Genomic DNA, 15,525 nt, shown 5'->3' with positions numbered 1-15,525 from the left:
CGGGCACACGTCACGCGTGCCCGGGACGTCTGCGTTGTGACAACTCCGGCGATCCTTGGCAGGCTGGACGACTGCCCGAGACGAGAGGAGGGCGACGATGAGCCGCGACGGCGAGGAGCCCACACCCCTGGACGACGTCCTCTTCGGCGACCCCGAGCGCGCCCAGGACGGCGCGGACGCGACGACCGAGCTGCCGCGCGTCGAGGACGGCGAGGACACCCCGACGCAGGTCATGGCCCGCCCCCCGCAGGCGACCTCCGACGCGGTCCCGACGCACTGGTGGACCGAGGACGAAGGGGGGTCCGAGACCCCCGCCGGCCGGTCGGCGGCCACCCCGCAGACCCCTGAGCAGACCCCGCAGCAGTGGGCGGCCTACCGCCCCGGCTACGAGCGCCACCCCGACGACCCGAGCACCGGGGTCTCCCCCGCGGCCGGCACGGGTGCCGCCGTCGGCGGTGCCGGCGCAGCCGCGTACCAGGCGCCGCCGCCCCAGCCCGGCCCCCAGCACCACCCGCAGAGCGCGGCCCCCGCGCCGCTGCCCCGGGCGCCGCAGCGCTCGGGCGGCGGCCGCACCGCGGGTCTCGTCCTGCTCCTCGTCGGCGCCCTCGTCGCCGGTGCGCTCCTGGCCGTCGCCGGGCTGCGTCTGCTCGGTGACGACGAGCCGAGCAGCACCGCGAGCTCGCCCGCGCCGACCTCCTCGTCCGCGGACGGCGGCCAGCCCTCGTCGTCCAGCTCCAGCAGCAGCTCGAGCAGCAGCTCGAGCAGCTCCTCCTCGCCGACCCGCGCGGGCGTGCTGCCCGAGGGCGCGACCGCGTGCGGCACCGCGAAGCAGGGCCTTCGGGCCGGCACCGCGACCGAGGTGACGTCGTGCCCCTTCGCCGAGGCGGTCCGCGACGCCTACCTCGCCGACACGCCCGGCAGCGACGGCTCGGCCACCCTGCTCGTCAAGAGCCCGGTGACCGACCAGACGTACACGATGCGCTGCTCCGGCGCGACGGTGACGACGTGCACCGGGGGCAACGACGCCTCGGTCGTCCTCTACTAGGCCGCTGGTGAGCCGCGGCGCCCGCCGGGCGCTCGTCCCGGTCGTCGCCGCGCTCGCCCTCGCGGGGTGCACGGCGAGCCCCGTCGACCCCGGGCCGACGACGACCTCCGCCTCACCGAGCCCGACCGCGACGCGGTCCGCGTCGCCCGCCCCCGAGCGGGCGACGCTCGACGCGGCCACCCGGCGTGACCTGCGGGCAGTCATCTCCCGCCACCCCGACGAGCAGGTGAGCCTGGCCGTCGCCCCGGTCGGGGGCTCGGGCGCCCCCGCTGTCATGGGTCGCGACGAGGCCCTGCCCGCCTGGTCGACGATCAAGGTGCCGCTCGCGCTCGCCGCGACCCGCGCGGCCCCGGACGACGGCTCGGTCGAGGCGGACGTCGAGCTCGCCCTCACCGCCTCGGACAACGACGCCGCGCTGCGGCTGTGGCAGGGGCTGGGCTCGCCGAGCCGGGCGCAGCGGGCGGTCGAGGACGTCCTCGCCGACGGCGGCGACCGTCGTACGACGGTCCAGCGCCGCTCGACCGTGGCGGGCTTCTCCCCCTTCGGGCAGACGCGGTGGCGCGCCTCGGACCAGGCGCGCTTCGTCGCCGGCGCGGTCTGCCTGCGCGACGCGGAGACCGTCACCGACCCCATGGGTCGGGTCCTCGACTGGCAGGCGTGGGGCGTCGGCCGGCTCGACGGCTCCCTCGTCAAGGGCGGGTGGGGGCCGACCGACGACGGCTACGTCGCCCGTCAGCTCGGGGTGATGAGGGGTGCGAAGGGGGAGCACGTCGCCGTGACCATGACGATCCGGACGAGCAGCTACGAGCGCGGCAGCGCGCTGGGGGACGAGCTGGCGGAGGTCCTCGAGGAGCACGCGGGGGACCTCCCGGGCGGGCGCTGCGAGAAGGCCTCTCACAGCCGCTGAGGGGGTAGGAGCCATACCGGGAGTCCTCGACGGGGAGTTCTGGCGCTCAGATCGGCCGCCACGGGCGCGCACGTGCGTGCGTTGTCGCGCTCGGGCGGTAGACTGAGGGCACATCATGGACACACGTCGGACGGCGCGCTCACGGCGCGCCGTCGGCATGACGACGAGGAGACCTGTGGCCGAGCAGGACGACACCCCAGGCACCGACGAGATCTTCACCCCCGCGGAGGCAGAGCAGGCCCGCGCCGAGCACGAGGCGGCGGCCGAGGCCGCCCTCGTCGCCGCCGGCGACGACCCCGCCGCGTACGACGCGAGCGCGATCACGGTGCTCGAGGGTCTCGAGGCCGTCCGCAAGCGTCCAGGCATGTACATCGGCAGCACCGGCGAGCGCGGCCTGCACCACCTCGTGTGGGAGATCGTCGACAACTCCGTCGACGAGGCCCTGGCCGGCTACGCCACCTCGATCACCGTCACGCTCATGGCCGACGGCGCCGTCCGGGTCAAGGACGACGGCCGCGGCATCCCCACCGACATGCACGCGGGCGAAGGCGTGAGCGCGGTCGAGCTCGTGCTCACCCAGCTGCACGCCGGCGGCAAGTTCGGCGGCGGCGGGTACAAGGTCTCCGGCGGTCTGCACGGCGTCGGCTCCTCGGTCGTCAACGCGCTGTCGACGCGCCTCGACGTCTGCGTGCGCCAGAAGGGCTACGCCCACCGGATGTCCTTCGACTACGGCGTCGCCACCGCTCCGCTCGAGCGGATGGAGGAGACGCAGGAGACCGGCACGACGATCACCTTCTGGGCCGACGCCGCGATCTTCGACTCCGTCGAGTACGACTACGAGACGATCCGGGCGCGCTTCCAGCAGACCGCCTTCCTCAACAAGGGCCTGACGGTCACCCTCATCGACGAGCGCGTCGAGCGGGACCAGGACGCCGACGAGGACCTCGACGCCGTCGACGCCGACATCACCGAGGTCGAGCACGACGACGACGCCGGTGACGGCGGCCAGGCGACGACGAAGACGGCGCGCACCGTCACCTACCGCTACGAGAACGGTCTCGTCGACTACGTGACCCACCTCGTCGGCAGCAAGAAGGCCGAGCCGGTCATCGACACGATCATCGACATCGAGACCGAGGACACCGAGCGCTCGCTCTCCCTCGAGATCGCGATGCAGTGGACGACCGCCTACAGCGAGTCGGTCCACACCTACGCGAACAACATCAACACCCACGAGGGCGGCACCCACGAGGAGGGCTTCCGTGCGGCGCTGACGAAGATGATCAACGACTTCGCGCGCAAGCAGGGCCTGCTCAAGGACAAGGACGACAACCTCACCGGCGACGACATCCGCGAGGGGCTCACGGCCGTCATCTCGGTCAAGCTCGGCGAGCCGCAGTTCGAGGGCCAGACGAAGACCAAGCTCGGCAACTCCGAGGTCAAGGGCTTCGTCCAGCGCGCGATGACCGACGAGTTCGGCCACTGGCTCGAGGCCAACCCGACCAAGGGCAAGGACATCGTGCGCAAGTCGGTCCAGGCGGCGACCGCCCGGATCGCGGCGCGCAAGGCGCGCGACGCCACCCGCCGCAAGGGCCTGCTCGAGTCCGGCGGCCTGCCCGGCAAGCTCTCGGACTGCCAGAGCAAGGACCCGACGATCTCCGAGGTCTTCATCGTCGAGGGCGACTCGGCCGGCGGCTCGGCGAAGGCGGGTCGCAACCCCGAGAACCAGGCGATCCTGCCCATCCGCGGCAAGATCCTCAACGTCGAGAAGGCCCGCATCGACCGGGTCATGGCCAACACCGAGGTCCAGGCGCTCATCTCCGCCTTCGGCACCGGCATCGGCGAGGACTTCGACATCGCCAAGGCGAGATACCACAAGATCGTCCTCATGGCCGACGCCGACGTCGACGGCATGCACATCCGCACGCTGCTGCTCACGCTGCTCTTCCGCTTCATGAAGCCGCTCATCGAGGCCGGGTACGTCTACCTCGCCCAGCCGCCGCTGTACCGGCTCAAGTGGAGCAACCACGAGCACGAGTTCTCCTTCTCCGACCGTGAGCGCGACGCGATGATCGCCCACGGCCAGAGCCAGGGCTGGCGCCTGCCGAAGGAGAACGGCGTCCAGCGCTACAAGGGTCTGGGCGAGATGAACTACCAGGAGCTGTGGGAGACCACGATGGACCCCGACTCGCGGGTGCTGCTCCAGGTGACCCTCGACGACGCCGCCGCGGCCGACGAGATGTTCTCCGTGCTCATGGGCGAGGACGTCGAGTCCCGCCGCTCCTTCATCCAGAAGAACGCACGTGACGTGCGCTTCCTCGACATCTGACCGGGGCCCGAGCACCCCCCTTCGCCCGAACTTGCGAGCTAGAGGACGACATGACTGACACCCCCGACGGCACCGGCACCGAGGTCACCACCGACCGGATCGACCCGATCGACCTCAACGCGGAGATGCAGCGCAGCTACATCGAGTACGCGATGAGCGTCATCGTCAGCCGTGCGCTGCCCGACGTGCGCGACGGCCTCAAGCCGGTGCACCGCCGCATCGTCTACGCCATGTACGACGGCGGCTACCGCCCCGACCGCGGCTACAACAAGTGCTCGCGCGTCGTCGGCGACGTCATGGGTCAGTACCACCCGCACGGCGACAGCGCGATCTACGACGCCATGGTGCGCCTCGTGCAGGCGTGGTCGCTGCGCTACCCGCTCATCGACGGGCAGGGCAACTTCGGCTCCGCCGGCAACGACGGCGCGGCCGCCCCCCGGTACACCGAGTGCAAGATGGCGCCGATCGCGCTCGAGCTCGTGCGCGACATCGACCAGGACACCGTCGACTTCGTGCCGAACTACGACGGCAAGACGCTGCAGCCCGACGTCCTGCCCTCGCGCTTCCCCAACCTGCTCGTCAACGGCTCGGCCGGCATCGCCGTCGGCATGGCCACGCAGATCCCGCCGCACAACCTGCGCGAGGTCGCCGACGCCGCCCAGTGGATGCTGCAGAACCCCGAGGCCAGCCGCGAGGAGGCCCTCGAGGCGGTGATGAAGCGGATCACCGGTCCGGACTTCCCCACGGGCGCGCTCATCATGGGCACCCGCGGCATCGACGAGGCGTACCGCACCGGTCGCGGCTCGATCATCATGCGCGCGGTCGTCGAGGTCGAGGAGCTGCAGGGGCGCACGTGCCTCGTCGTCTCCGAGCTGCCCTACCAGGTCAACCCCGACACCCTGGCGCTGAAGATCGCCGACCTCGTCAAGGAGGGCCGGGTCCAGGGCATCGCCGACATCCAGGACCACACCTCTGGTCGCTCCGGCCAGCGGCTCGTCATCGTGCTCAAGCGCGACGCGGTGGCGAAGGTCGTGCTCAACAACCTCTACAAGCACACCCAGCTGCAGACGAACTTCGGCGCGAACATGCTCGCCCTCGTCGACGGGGTGCCGCGCACGCTGCCGATCTCGGCCTTCATCCGGCACTGGGTGGAGCACCAGATCGAGGTCATCGTCCGGCGCACGAAGTACCGCCTGGCCAAGGCCGAGGCCGCGATCCACATCCTGCGCGGCCTGCTCAAGGCGCTCGACGCGCTCGACGAGGTCATCGCCCTCATCCGCGCGTCGCGCACCGTCGAGGCGGCCCGTGACGGGCTGATCAACCTGCTCGAGATCGACGAGGAGCAGGCCCGCGCCATCCTCGAGATGCAGCTGCGCCGGCTCGCCGCGCTGGAGCGGCAGAAGATCATCGACGAGCACGACGAGCTCGAGGCCCAGATCCTCGACTACCAGGACATCCTCGCCACGCCCGAGCGCCAGCGCAGCATCGTCTCCGAGGAGCTGCAGGCGATCGTCGACAAGTACGGCGACGACCGGCGCACGCGGATCCTGCCCTACGACGGCGACGTCGCGATGGAGGACCTCATCCCCGAGGAGGACGTCGTCGTGACGATCACCCGCGGCGGCTACGCGAAGCGGGTCAAGGTCAGCGAGTACCGCAGCCAGAAGCGGGGCGGCAAGGGCGTGCGCGGCGCGACCCTGCGCGGCGAGGACGTCGTCGAGCACTTCGGCACGACGACCTCGCACCACTGGCTGCTCTTCTTCACCAACTTCGGGCGGGTCTACCGGGCGAAGGCCTACGAGCTGCCCGAGGCGTCGCGCGACGGCAAGGGCCAGCACGTGGCGAACCTCCTCGCCTTCCAGCCCGAGGAGCAGATCGCGGCCGTCCTGGCGATCAAGGACTACCAGGCGGCGCCCTACCTCGTCCTGGCTACCCGCAACGGCCTGACGAAGAAGACGCGTCTCACCGAGTACGACTCCCCCCGCTCCGGCGGTCTCATCGCGATCAACCTGCGCGACGGCGACGAGCTCGTCACCGCGGGTCTCGCCTCTGCCGCCGACGACCTGCTCCTCGTCTCGCGCAACGCGATGTCGGTGCGCTTCCACGCCACCGATGAGCAGCTGCGCCCGATGGGGCGCGGCACGAGCGGTGTCACGGGCATGAAGTTCCGCGACGGCGACTCGCTGCTGTCGATGCAGGTCATCGAGGAGGGCACCGACCCCGACGTCTTCGTCGTCTTCGAGAACGGCGTCGCCAAGCGCACGCCGGCCTCGGAGTGGACGGCGAAGGGGCGCGGCACGCTCGGCGTCATGGCGGCCAAGTCCGGCAAGGGCGGCCAGCTCGTCGGGGCGCTCACGGTGAGCGAGGACGATGAGGTCATGGTCGTCATGGAGCGCGGCAACATCGTGCGCTCGGCGGTCACCGAGGTCTCCCGCACCGGCCGGAACACCATGGGTGTCTCCTTCGCCACCCCCCGCAAGGGCGACGCGATCGTGGCGGTCGCGCGCAACGTCGACCGGGGTGTCGCAGCAGAGGTGGAGGACGACGCGGTAGCGTCGGAGCCTGGACCTGCGTCCGAGGACGGCTCTGAGCCGGCCACGGACGCCACGACTGACAGCGGGGACCAGGCCCCCGGAGGTGACCAGTGAGCGACACGACGGTGATGCAGGCCTCTCGCGGCAGCGAGGGTGCGAAGGGGGCGGGCGCCCCCCGTCCCGCGGCGTCCCGACCCGCTCGGGGTGGTCGTCGGGTCAAGCTCATGGTCTCCCGGGTGGACCCGTGGTCGGCGATGAAGGTCGGCTTCCTCCTCTCCGTGGCCCTGGGCATCGCGATGGTCGTCATGAGCGCGGTGCTGTGGAGTCTGATGTCGGCGATGGGGGTCTTCGACTCCATCAACTCCCTGGCTAGCCAGATCATCGGTGACGGCTCGGGCCAGACCTTCGACATCATGGACTTCCTCGGTTTCGGCCGGGTCGTCTCGCTGTCGGTCGTCGTCGCGGTCGTCGACGTCGTCCTGCTGACCGCCCTGGCCACCCTGGGCGCCTTCCTGTACAACATCGTCGCCAGTCTCGTCGGCGGCCTCCACCTCACCCTCACCGACGACTGAGGGCTGCACGACCCCAGGGACCCCCGCGTTTTGGCCGCGACGCCAGCCGTGGGGTAACCTCGGGCGTCGCGTCAGCCACGGTGGTTGAGGTGCGAAGGCCCTCACGGCCTGAGCCTCGAAACCACGCATCCGGTCGCACACGGGCCTATAGCTCAGACGGTTAGAGCGCTTCCCTGATAAGGAAGAGGTCAGAGGTTCAAGTCCTCTTAGGCCCACCCGATCCCCCCTTCGATGCCCGACCACGGAGCAGCCGATGAAGAAGATCCTCGCCCTCGCTGCCGTTGCCGCAGGAGCCGCGTACGCCCGCCGCAAGATCGAGGCGCAGCGCTCGGAGAAGGACCTCTACGCCGCAGCTGCCGCCGGTGGCCAGCGCGGAGGCACCGCGTCCGCCCCGCCGCGCGACGTGTGGGCCGCGGCCACCGACTCCCGCGCCTGACGGGATCGCACAACTTCACATCCAGGGGCCATGGCGCAATTGGTAGCGCACCTGCTTTGCAAGCAGGGGGTTAGGGGTTCGAGTCCCCTTGGCTCCACCACAAGTCAGAGCCCCTTTCTATGTTGTAGGGAGTGGCGTCCTTCGAGTCTTTGCGCGAAACGAGTACCGCTGTGCCCGAAGAGGGCATGCGGCACCAGCGCGCTTGCCACGTGGCCATCATCGGCAGGTCGGGAACAGCGGACAGGTGTGAGACCCGTCGTAAGCGGGGGTGCCCATCGCGTGGTGGACTCCAGGGCGTGGGCTGGTCGGTAGGGGCCTCCGATTCAGGTTGCTCGCTGTCACCGCAGTCACATGCACTGAGTCGTCTGACAGGATGAGCCGCGTGTGGATATCGCGGCTTCGAGTAACCGGAGGCTTCTTGACTGGTCTCGACGTGTCGTTCCAGCGTGGCCTCAATGTGATCATCGGGCCACGGGGCTCAGGCAAGACCACCCTGCTGGAGCTGATCCGACACGGGCTCGGCGCGGAGCACGCGGACCCGTCCAGAAGGGAGGCCGAAGAGCGGCGGATCTTCTACCTCCTTGGCGATGGCGAAGTAGTGCTCGATATCGAGGGTGACCGCCAGTCGTACCGACTGGTAGTAGACGCGCACGGTGGGGGCCGCAGGGTCGAGATGGCGAATGTGGCGCTACTCCTGGGACAGAACGAACTTGAGAGCATCGCGTCCAACGCTGACAGTCGGCTGAGGCTCATCGACTTGAGGGCCCAGCTGACCTCATCGTCACAAGTGGACCCAGAGGTCGCGGAGGTGACTAGCCTCTTGGCCGAGTTGCGTGATCAGATTGACGAGCTGGCTGAAGACGTGGCACAACGGCCAGCACTCCAAGCTGACCTTGAGGTGATGGTTGCTCAAGAGGCCTCGCTGATGAGCGAAGCCACCCTCGAGTTGAGTGAAAACAGGCAACTGCTGCACCGGCTCGAAGGTGAGTTACTGCAGCTGCAGGCAGATCTGAATCAAGCGCACTCCTTCGAAGAACACTTGTCCAAGTCGCTCGCAACTCATTCTATTGCCGCTACTGCGTTTAATGAACTAACGATTCTCCCGCTGGCGACAGAACTGCAGGAAAAAGTAGCGGGCCACTTGGACGTGGCGAAGCAGTCTCTGACGCGGTACCGTCTCGAGCTTGAGTCCGTTTCTCGTTTGCTGGACCGGGAGCGACAGTCCCGGCGTACCAGAGAGCCGGAGTTGCGCTCTTTGGCCGAACCCATACGGACTCAACTTAATGAAGCGGAGCGCGGCCTCGGCGAACTAACAGCCCGCGCACGGAACCTGCGGAGTCAGATCGCAAGGCTGGGGGAAAAGCAGGAGCGACTTGAAGTTCTTAGGCGGCGGTACGCCGAAACCCAGGATAGAAGGACTGACCTGCTCACGCGGGCTGAAACTCAGAGTGAGCAGCAGTATCTGGCGAGGGTCGCTGTCGCGGATAATGTATCTCGAAATTTGTCGTCTCGAGTGACCGTTTCCATTGAGCATCTCGCTGATGCCGGAGAGTTCCGGAAATTCCTCGGCGGCGCCCTCCAGGGTTCGGGATTGAAGTACACAGCTGTTGCAGACGCCTTCTCACGGCACCTCCTCCCCCGCCAGCTTCTCGAATTGATTGAAGAACGGGACTGGGATCGCGCCTCACTGTTAACGAATCTTCCTGCGGACCGGGTCAGCAGAGCGTTCCAGTGGATGGCAAATCCCGAAACGCTGAGCGCGCTCTCCCTTGTGCGGTTGGCTGACCGGGCGGACTTCCTACTTCTTGATGGGTCTTCGCTAAAAAGTGTTGAAGAATTGTCTACGGGCCAGAAATGCGCCGTGACCCTTCCCATCTTGCTGACAGAGCATGAGAGAACGCTCGTGTTGGATCAGCCAGAGGATCACCTAGATAACGCGTACCTCGTGGATAATGTGGTCGTCGGTCTGAACAATCGCAGCTCCGCCCAGGCGCAAACGATAGTCGCCACCCATAACGCGAACATCCCAGTGCTCGGCTCCGCAGCCTCAGTTCTCTCGATGGAAAGCAATGGCCGACGCGGATATGTCAGCAATCAGGGGTCGTATGATGACGATTCGATCGTCACCGCGATCACTACCGTTATGGAGGGAGGAGAGGAAGCATTCCGCAAACGCGCGATGTTTTATCGGACTCACGGTATAACGCCGTGATTGCGTCGAATGCTTTTGAAAACCTTCAGTCGGGTCTTCCTTCCGAACGAATGAAGGCAGCCGAGTGGGCTGTATCGCACACTCTAGACGACGAACAACGGCGACTTGTGACGGAGGCACTCTCTCGGGAGAGGGTCCCCCGGATCCGCGATGCCTTTAGCGCCGCATTACGGAACACGGATCTCGCTAAGTCAGCACCTGCGATCAGCGCCGTGGAGTTGGACCCGCAGGAGTCACTGCAAGCAACGCTTCAAGATCTGGGAAGTTTGATTCAGCATGAGATGGAACCGGCCATCGGATGGATCCGTCACGCCGCCAATCAAGAAGTTCGCGAGTTCGGCGCTAGTGCAACCAATCGCGCGGTCGAAGGCCTCCGTCGCCGGGTTGACGGACTGGTGAAGTTAGCCAACGCACAACGGCTCCCCGAAATGAGACTTATTTCACTTGCGGAAGTAGTAACGGGTTCCCTTTCCTCGGAATACCCACGTGCGATGTTTTCTTTTGAGATCTCGACGGAAGGGTCTGATGAAATTCTTACGGACCCCGGGCTGCTGTCACTGATCGTGTCAAATGCACTGCAGAATGCAGCGGATGCGTCGCGGCCACTGGCTCCGGAGGAAGGTCAAATTCTCGTTTCTACAGGAACTAGCGAGGATTCGTTTTGGCTAGCTATCAGTAACCGGTTCGTGGGTGCTGCTTTCGATCTCGACTCCGTCGCAGCTAGCGGCCGCACGAGCAAGGTCGGACACAGAGGGTTGGGCACACGTGTCATGCAATTGGCTGCTGGCCGACTGGGTTACAAGGTGGAACTGCGCGCGGTGGGGTCCACCGCCAACTTCACGCTGAGAGGGAAACGATATGGCTAAGTTTGCCATTTTGGTTGAGGACGATATCGAACAGGCAGAGTTCAGCAAGGCGGTCCTAGCCGAATCGGGATTTGACACCGTTCATTTCACTGACATCGAGTCCGCTCGCGCTCAGATCCGATCAGTGGAACACCCGATTGACGTGGTGGTGCTTGATCGTCGACTGCCGGTGACAGCGCTCGATGAACCTGTTGATAATCATGGCGACGACCTACTGAATGACTGGACCACGCGCTTTTCCGACACGCCGTTCATCATCTTCACGGGATATACAAGTATCGAACACCTCCAGTTCTCGACGCGCAATCGCGGAACCATTAGCGTCGGCGCTCCCGGGGACACGATCGATCGAGTCACTCCGTTTCAAAAAAGTCAGGCAATTGAGTTCAGTGAGTTTGTACAGCGCCTCTCGTTCCTAATCGACGGCATTTCTGACGTCGAGGTGGTCGGGTTGGACAGCAGTGGCGACGACGCAAAGATTGACCGGCAGCTTCTGGCTCGCGTCGCGCTTCACTTCGAAGGCGTTGCGCTGCAGGCAACGGCCTTGGCGGGAGGGGTTAAGGGATTAGCAGTGTGGCACTGTCGTGTGACGGATGAGAAGGCGCGGCCGATTGCATCTGTCGTAGTGAAGAAGACAAGTGGTCGCAAGTCTTTGGCGCCCGGTGGTCTGCACACACTTCTACCCTCTCCATTCATCGCTGCGCCCATTGCGGAGATTTCTGGGCTGTGTTTCGGAAAACGACTACTGGTTATGCAGAGCGCAGACAGTGCGCCGGTGTCTGCCATGTCCCTTCTTAAAGACGACGACAACCGTGCAGCACGAAATCTTGAGAAGATCGCGGAGTTGGAGGGCACCCATCTCCAGGGGAGGCCGTCGCAGGTGACGGTGGCCAAGTTAGCGGAGCCGCTGGTCAACTGGGCCAAGCTGAGTGAACTGATGCTTAAGTACGAGATTGATGCTCCACGTGGGACTCTGACGGCGACCACCCGGGTGGGCGCTCAGCACGGAGACATGCATCCGGGCAACATACTGGAAGTGAACGGAAATCCGGTCCTGATCGATTTTGATAGTGAGACCGAAGGTTCCATGGCGTTGGACGCTGTAACGGCGCTTCTCGCACCGCTTTTCCACGAAACCTCGCCAATCAGGTCGCAAGAGTGGCCGCTGGCAGACCAGTGTCTAGATGTCTTTTCTGAACAGTTTTTGGACGGGTGCCCAATTCCGATGTGGACCAGCGCATCCCAACGGTGGTGCGCTAGCACCGTGCAGAGTGAGCGGGAGCAGTGGGCGTTAACGTTAGCTTTCGCTGTTAGGCAGTTAAACTTTAAGGATGTGCAGGACGACCAGGTCGTACTGGGACGGGCACTAGCGATCGCACGCTCTGCGGCACGCCGGCTCGCCGAGCTATAGGCGGCGGCAGCAAGCATCTGGTCACAAACTGCGACGTTGTTCGCGTCGAGCGGTGGCTAGGAGTTACGACACGAGGACGCAGATGAGATGCCGCGACGCCGCTGGCTTCATGGAGGGTTGGCCAGTTCGCCGCCCTAGGCGCCTGGGTGTGTGCTGAATGGAGTTCGATGAGACGTGGGCGTAGATCCTCATTCTGAGGCCTATTCGGCTGTGGCGTGGGACTGCCGTCGCGGCGCGCGGGCGAATGGCGAGGTCGGCGAGGGGGCTCGCGGGGATCCGTCGGGTTGCCTGGATGACCACACGGATCGCTCTCGCCGCGACCAACCTGCCCGACGGGTCGCGCGAACCGAAATGACCGTGCACCCCTGCTTTGACGTCGCGGAGCGTGAAGTTTCGGTTGCAGTCGTATGGGTTGACTGGGTCAGCGTGTCGGGGTCGTCAAGACGAGTGCGCAGTCGCCCCACATCTCACCAGCCGCAAAGCCTGCGCCGTCTCATTGACTCGGGCGCCTTTCGAGCGCCCGGCGATCGTTGGTGGAGGGATTGGGCGAGGCGGAGGACCATGCTGAGCATGTCCGCCACCCGCCTGCTGGTCGCACCCGCACTCGTCGCCGCCGCGATGCTCGTCGCCGCTCCCTCCGCCGCGTCGGCCGATGGCGTCGACCCGTCGACCGTGCGCGCCACGCAGCTCGACGAGCCCTTCCACTACGCCACCGGCGATCACCTGACGGGCGCGCGCGAGGTCCCGACGACGCGTCGTTACGGGTACGGGCGACCGGTCTTCCTCGTCGGTGACTCGATGGCCGGCCAGCTGGCGGATGGCCTGCGTCGGTCGACCGCGGGCCAGCACCGCGCCCTGCTCCCCCGTACGAAGTCCGGCGGGATCTTCCGACTGCCGGCAGGCGACTCCCCTTCGGGCCGGTGGTCCGCCCGGGTCCGCAGCCAGATCCGGGCCAAGGCCCGCGACGGCCGTCGGCCGATCGTCGTGCTCGCCGGACGAGGGCTCGGCACGAGCACCCAGATCCGGTCGACCGTGTGGCGCTTGCGAGCCGACGGCGCCACGGTCCACCTCGTGACGGCGTCGCCGCTGCCCGCAGACGTCGCGACGCTCCCTTCGTGCGTCGTCGCGTCGAGCAGCCCGACGACTCGCTGCCGCTTCCGCCTCACCGACGCGGACGCCGGACGGTCCGCGACGCTCACCGCCGCCCGGCAGGCCAGCCCACGCATCTCCGTCCTCGACCTCACGCCCATCGCCGCCCGCGGGTCGGGCCCGACCTACTCGCCCGTCCACACCGGGACCGACGGGCCGGTCCAGGTCTACCGGGGCGTCTCCAACCACCTCACCGCCACCTGGTCCCGGGAGGTCCTCGCCGGCCGGCTCGCGACCCTCACCCGCTGACGCACGCACGGGACGCCCCATCCAGTCACCGGCGTGCGAGCATCACCCCCGTGGACGAGCCCCAGGACGCACAGACTCCGGAGCCCCTCGACTGGGCGACCTTCGAGCGGGTCGACCTGCGGGTCGGCACCATCACGGCGGCCGAGCCGAACGCCCGGGCCCGCAAGCCGGCCTACGTCCTGCAGATCGACCTCGGGCCGCTGGGCACCAAGACCTCCAGCGCTCAGATCACCGACCTCTACGAGCCCGGGGACCTCGTCGGCCGGCAGGTGCTGTGCGTGGTCAACTTCCCGCCGAAGCGCATCGCGGGGGTCGTGTCCGAGGTGCTCGTGACCGGGGCGCCCGACGACGAGGGCCGCATCGTCCTCGCCACGACGGCCAGCACGGTGCCCGACGGCAGCCGACTCGTCTGACGCCGGCAGCGAACCTCAGGCCCCGAGGGTCCCTCGGGCCAGCGAGTCGCCGGAGTGCTCCGGCTTGTCGTCGAAGGCTTCGCGCGAGATGTCCACGACCGTGTAGCCCTCGTCGATGAGGTCCTGCGTCACCGTGTAGTCCTGGGGCGAGTCACCGTCGAGGACACCGACCGACACCATGCGAGACCCGTCGGTGTTGAGCAGCCACACCTCGAGGTAGCCGGGCCCCTTCGGCAGAGACTGCGGCTGCACCCGCAGCTGCAGGCCGTCGCCGGCGCGCACGAGCTCGGCCTGGCCGCGCGCTTCCTTCGCGTCGTCGACCGTGCTGAGCCGGGCCACCTCGGTGACCTCGGGGCTCGGGTCGCCGATGCCGCGCCCGAGGGCGAGGCCGACGACGAGCGCGGCGACACCGGCGAGCCAGGGCACCGTGCGCCGCAGGCTGAAGCCGCCGGCGGACCGCTCCGCAGCAGGGGTCGGGCCGTCGCCCGCCCGGTCGGCCGGGGCCGGCACGGCACGGGCCGGCCGCTCCTCGCCGACCACCGTGAGCGCGGGCGTGCCCATCTCGGCGGCGATCGCGTGCCACACCCGCTCGTCGGGGTACTGCCAGGCGATCTCGCCTCGGTCGTCGACCGCGCGGGCGAGGGGCCCCCCTTCGCCCGGCACCCGACCACGGGCCAGGTCGCTCAGCTCTGCGAGGTCGGCCGAGCACTGCGCGCACCCGGCGACGTGCGCGACGACGTCGAGATCACCGGGCAGACCGTCGCGCACGTCGAAGGCATGGTCGGCCAGGGCCTCCTCGTCCGGGTGGCCATCGGTCCATCGCATGGTCTCAGTCATCGTCTCGCACCTCCTTGAGCACCTGTCGTAGGTGGATCAGCCCTCGTCTGGCATGACTCTTCACGGTCCCGAGCGGCAGGTCGAGCCGGTCGGCGACATCGCTGTGGCTCAGCCCCTCCATGATCGTCATCCGCAGGATCTGCCCACGGGGGTCGCCCATCGCCTCGAGCTCGGCGATGACCGCGATCTCGAGCGCGTGGTCGCGCGAGGTCGCTGGGCCGATCCGACCCGTCTCGTCGGCGACGGCACGCAGCCGCCGCGACTCCTGCCCGCGGGCCTGCAGCACGTCGGCGATCTTGTGCCGGGCGATGCCGACGAGCCAGCCGGGCAGCGCGGTGGGCGACGGACGGAGGTTCTCCGCCCCGCGCCATGCGGCGAGGAAGACCTGCTGCGTCACGTCCTCGGCGTCCTGCCGGTCACCCAGCGCACGAAGCGCGATCGTGTAGACGAGGTGGGAGTAGTGCCGGTAGGCCGCCTCGATCGCGGACGGCCGGCCCTCGCTCAGCTGCACAGCCATGGCTTCACGCTCCTCGGGAGCGAGGTCCCGGTGCGGAGGCGTCGACGG

At 67.5% G+C, this 15,525-nt stretch carries 13 protein-coding genes and 2 tRNA genes; 13 read left to right on the top strand and 2 right to left on the bottom strand.

What is annotated here, in order from left to right:
• The first annotated feature begins 97 nt into the window (after positions 1-97).
• The 13 genes from LIV55_RS06530 to LIV55_RS06470 all read left to right on the top strand — a co-directional run bounded on the left by LIV55_RS06530 (position 98) and on the right by LIV55_RS06470 (position 14,123).
• On the top strand, positions 98-1,045 hold the full coding sequence (locus tag LIV55_RS06530) for a hypothetical protein (RefSeq protein ID WP_123093233.1): 948 nt from the start codon (positions 98-100) through the stop codon (positions 1,043-1,045).
• 7 nt (positions 1,046-1,052) lie between these two features.
• A complete protein-coding gene (locus LIV55_RS06525; protein ID WP_123093232.1) occupies positions 1,053-1,952 on the top strand; it encodes a serine hydrolase in 900 nt (299 codons plus the stop codon).
• A 115-nt stretch (positions 1,953-2,067) separates the two neighbouring features.
• The gene (gene gyrB, locus LIV55_RS06520) at positions 2,068-4,281 is read left to right on the top strand and encodes a DNA topoisomerase (ATP-hydrolyzing) subunit B (protein ID WP_225985092.1); all 2,214 of its coding nucleotides are present in this window, start codon (positions 2,068-2,070) and stop codon (positions 4,279-4,281) included.
• 50 nt (positions 4,282-4,331) lie between these two features.
• Positions 4,332-6,929 (top strand): DNA gyrase subunit A, encoded by a 2,598-nt coding sequence (gyrA, locus tag LIV55_RS06515; RefSeq protein ID WP_229299689.1) that lies wholly within the window; start codon positions 4,332-4,334, stop codon positions 6,927-6,929.
• Positions 6,926-7,387 carry a DUF3566 domain-containing protein gene (locus LIV55_RS06510; RefSeq protein WP_224766930.1) on the top strand — a complete coding sequence of 154 codons (462 nt, stop codon included), beginning with the start codon at positions 6,926-6,928 and terminating at the stop codon, positions 7,385-7,387. The genes gyrA and LIV55_RS06510 overlap by 4 nt, the downstream gene beginning before the upstream one ends.
• 141 nt (positions 7,388-7,528) lie before the next feature.
• Positions 7,529-7,602: transfer RNA gene (locus tag LIV55_RS06505), tRNA-Ile, on the top strand.
• 38 nt (positions 7,603-7,640) lie between these two features.
• Positions 7,641-7,823: a DLW-39 family protein gene (locus LIV55_RS06500; protein ID WP_068270957.1), complete on the top strand. Its 183-nt coding sequence runs from the start codon at positions 7,641-7,643 to the stop codon at positions 7,821-7,823.
• A 24-nt stretch (positions 7,824-7,847) separates the two neighbouring features.
• Positions 7,848-7,923: transfer RNA gene (locus LIV55_RS06495), tRNA-Ala, on the top strand.
• 273 nt (positions 7,924-8,196) lie between these two features.
• Entirely contained in the window at positions 8,197-10,035 is a 1,839-nt protein-coding gene (locus tag LIV55_RS06490; protein ID WP_229299688.1) for an AAA family ATPase, read from the top strand.
• A 212-nt stretch (positions 10,036-10,247) separates the two neighbouring features.
• Entirely contained in the window at positions 10,248-10,901 is a 654-nt protein-coding gene (locus tag LIV55_RS06485) for a GHKL domain-containing protein (RefSeq protein ID WP_229299687.1), read from the top strand.
• Positions 10,894-12,312, top strand: coding sequence for a phosphotransferase (locus LIV55_RS06480; protein ID WP_229299686.1), 1,419 nt, complete (start codon positions 10,894-10,896; stop codon positions 12,310-12,312). Before LIV55_RS06485 ends, LIV55_RS06480 begins: the two co-directional genes overlap by 8 nt.
• A gap of 570 nt (positions 12,313-12,882) precedes the next feature.
• Positions 12,883-13,710, top strand: coding sequence for an SGNH hydrolase domain-containing protein (locus tag LIV55_RS06475; protein ID WP_229299685.1), 828 nt, complete (start codon positions 12,883-12,885; stop codon positions 13,708-13,710).
• A gap of 50 nt (positions 13,711-13,760) precedes the next feature.
• Positions 13,761-14,123: a tRNA-binding protein gene (locus LIV55_RS06470; protein WP_229299684.1), complete on the top strand. Its 363-nt coding sequence runs from the start codon at positions 13,761-13,763 to the stop codon at positions 14,121-14,123.
• A 15-nt stretch (positions 14,124-14,138) separates the two neighbouring features.
• On the opposite strand, the gene LIV55_RS06465 is transcribed toward LIV55_RS06470, so the two are convergent.
• Together LIV55_RS06465 and LIV55_RS06460 are read right to left on the bottom strand one after the other, a co-directional pair.
• On the bottom strand, positions 14,139-14,960 hold the full coding sequence (locus LIV55_RS06465) for an anti-sigma factor (RefSeq protein ID WP_229299683.1): 822 nt from the start codon (positions 14,958-14,960) through the stop codon (positions 14,139-14,141).
• Positions 14,953-15,477, bottom strand: coding sequence for an RNA polymerase sigma factor (locus LIV55_RS06460; RefSeq protein WP_229299682.1), 525 nt, complete (start codon positions 15,475-15,477; stop codon positions 14,953-14,955). The genes LIV55_RS06465 and LIV55_RS06460 overlap by 8 nt, the downstream gene beginning before the upstream one ends.
• Positions 15,478-15,525 lie beyond the last annotated feature (48 nt).

This window comes from Janibacter melonis, assembly GCF_020567375.1.
GTDB lineage: Bacteria > Actinomycetota > Actinomycetes > Actinomycetales > Dermatophilaceae > Marihabitans > Marihabitans melonis.
Note: the sequence above shows the minus strand (reverse complement) of the source record. Positions and strands in the feature narration are given on the sequence as shown.

Excerpts from the sequence above, each read along its gene's own strand:
- LIV55_RS06530 (WP_123093233.1), top strand. The coding sequence starts at position 98 with ATGAGCCGCGACGGCGAGGAGCCCACACCCCTGGACGACGTCCTCTTC.
- gyrB (WP_225985092.1), top strand. The coding sequence starts at position 2,068 with ATGGACACACGTCGGACGGCGCGCTCACGGCGCGCCGTCGGCATGACG.
- gyrA (WP_229299689.1), top strand. The coding sequence starts at position 4,332 with ATGACTGACACCCCCGACGGCACCGGCACCGAGGTCACCACCGACCGG.
- LIV55_RS06500 (WP_068270957.1), top strand. The coding sequence starts at position 7,641 with ATGAAGAAGATCCTCGCCCTCGCTGCCGTTGCCGCAGGAGCCGCGTAC.
- LIV55_RS06490 (WP_229299688.1), top strand. The coding sequence starts at position 8,197 with ATGAGCCGCGTGTGGATATCGCGGCTTCGAGTAACCGGAGGCTTCTTG.
- LIV55_RS06480 (WP_229299686.1), top strand. The coding sequence starts at position 10,894 with ATGGCTAAGTTTGCCATTTTGGTTGAGGACGATATCGAACAGGCAGAG.
- LIV55_RS06475 (WP_229299685.1), top strand. The coding sequence starts at position 12,883 with ATGTCCGCCACCCGCCTGCTGGTCGCACCCGCACTCGTCGCCGCCGCG.
- LIV55_RS06465 (WP_229299683.1), bottom strand. The coding sequence starts at position 14,960 with ATGACTGAGACCATGCGATGGACCGATGGCCACCCGGACGAGGAGGCC.
- LIV55_RS06460 (WP_229299682.1), bottom strand. The coding sequence starts at position 15,477 with ATGGCTGTGCAGCTGAGCGAGGGCCGGCCGTCCGCGATCGAGGCGGCC.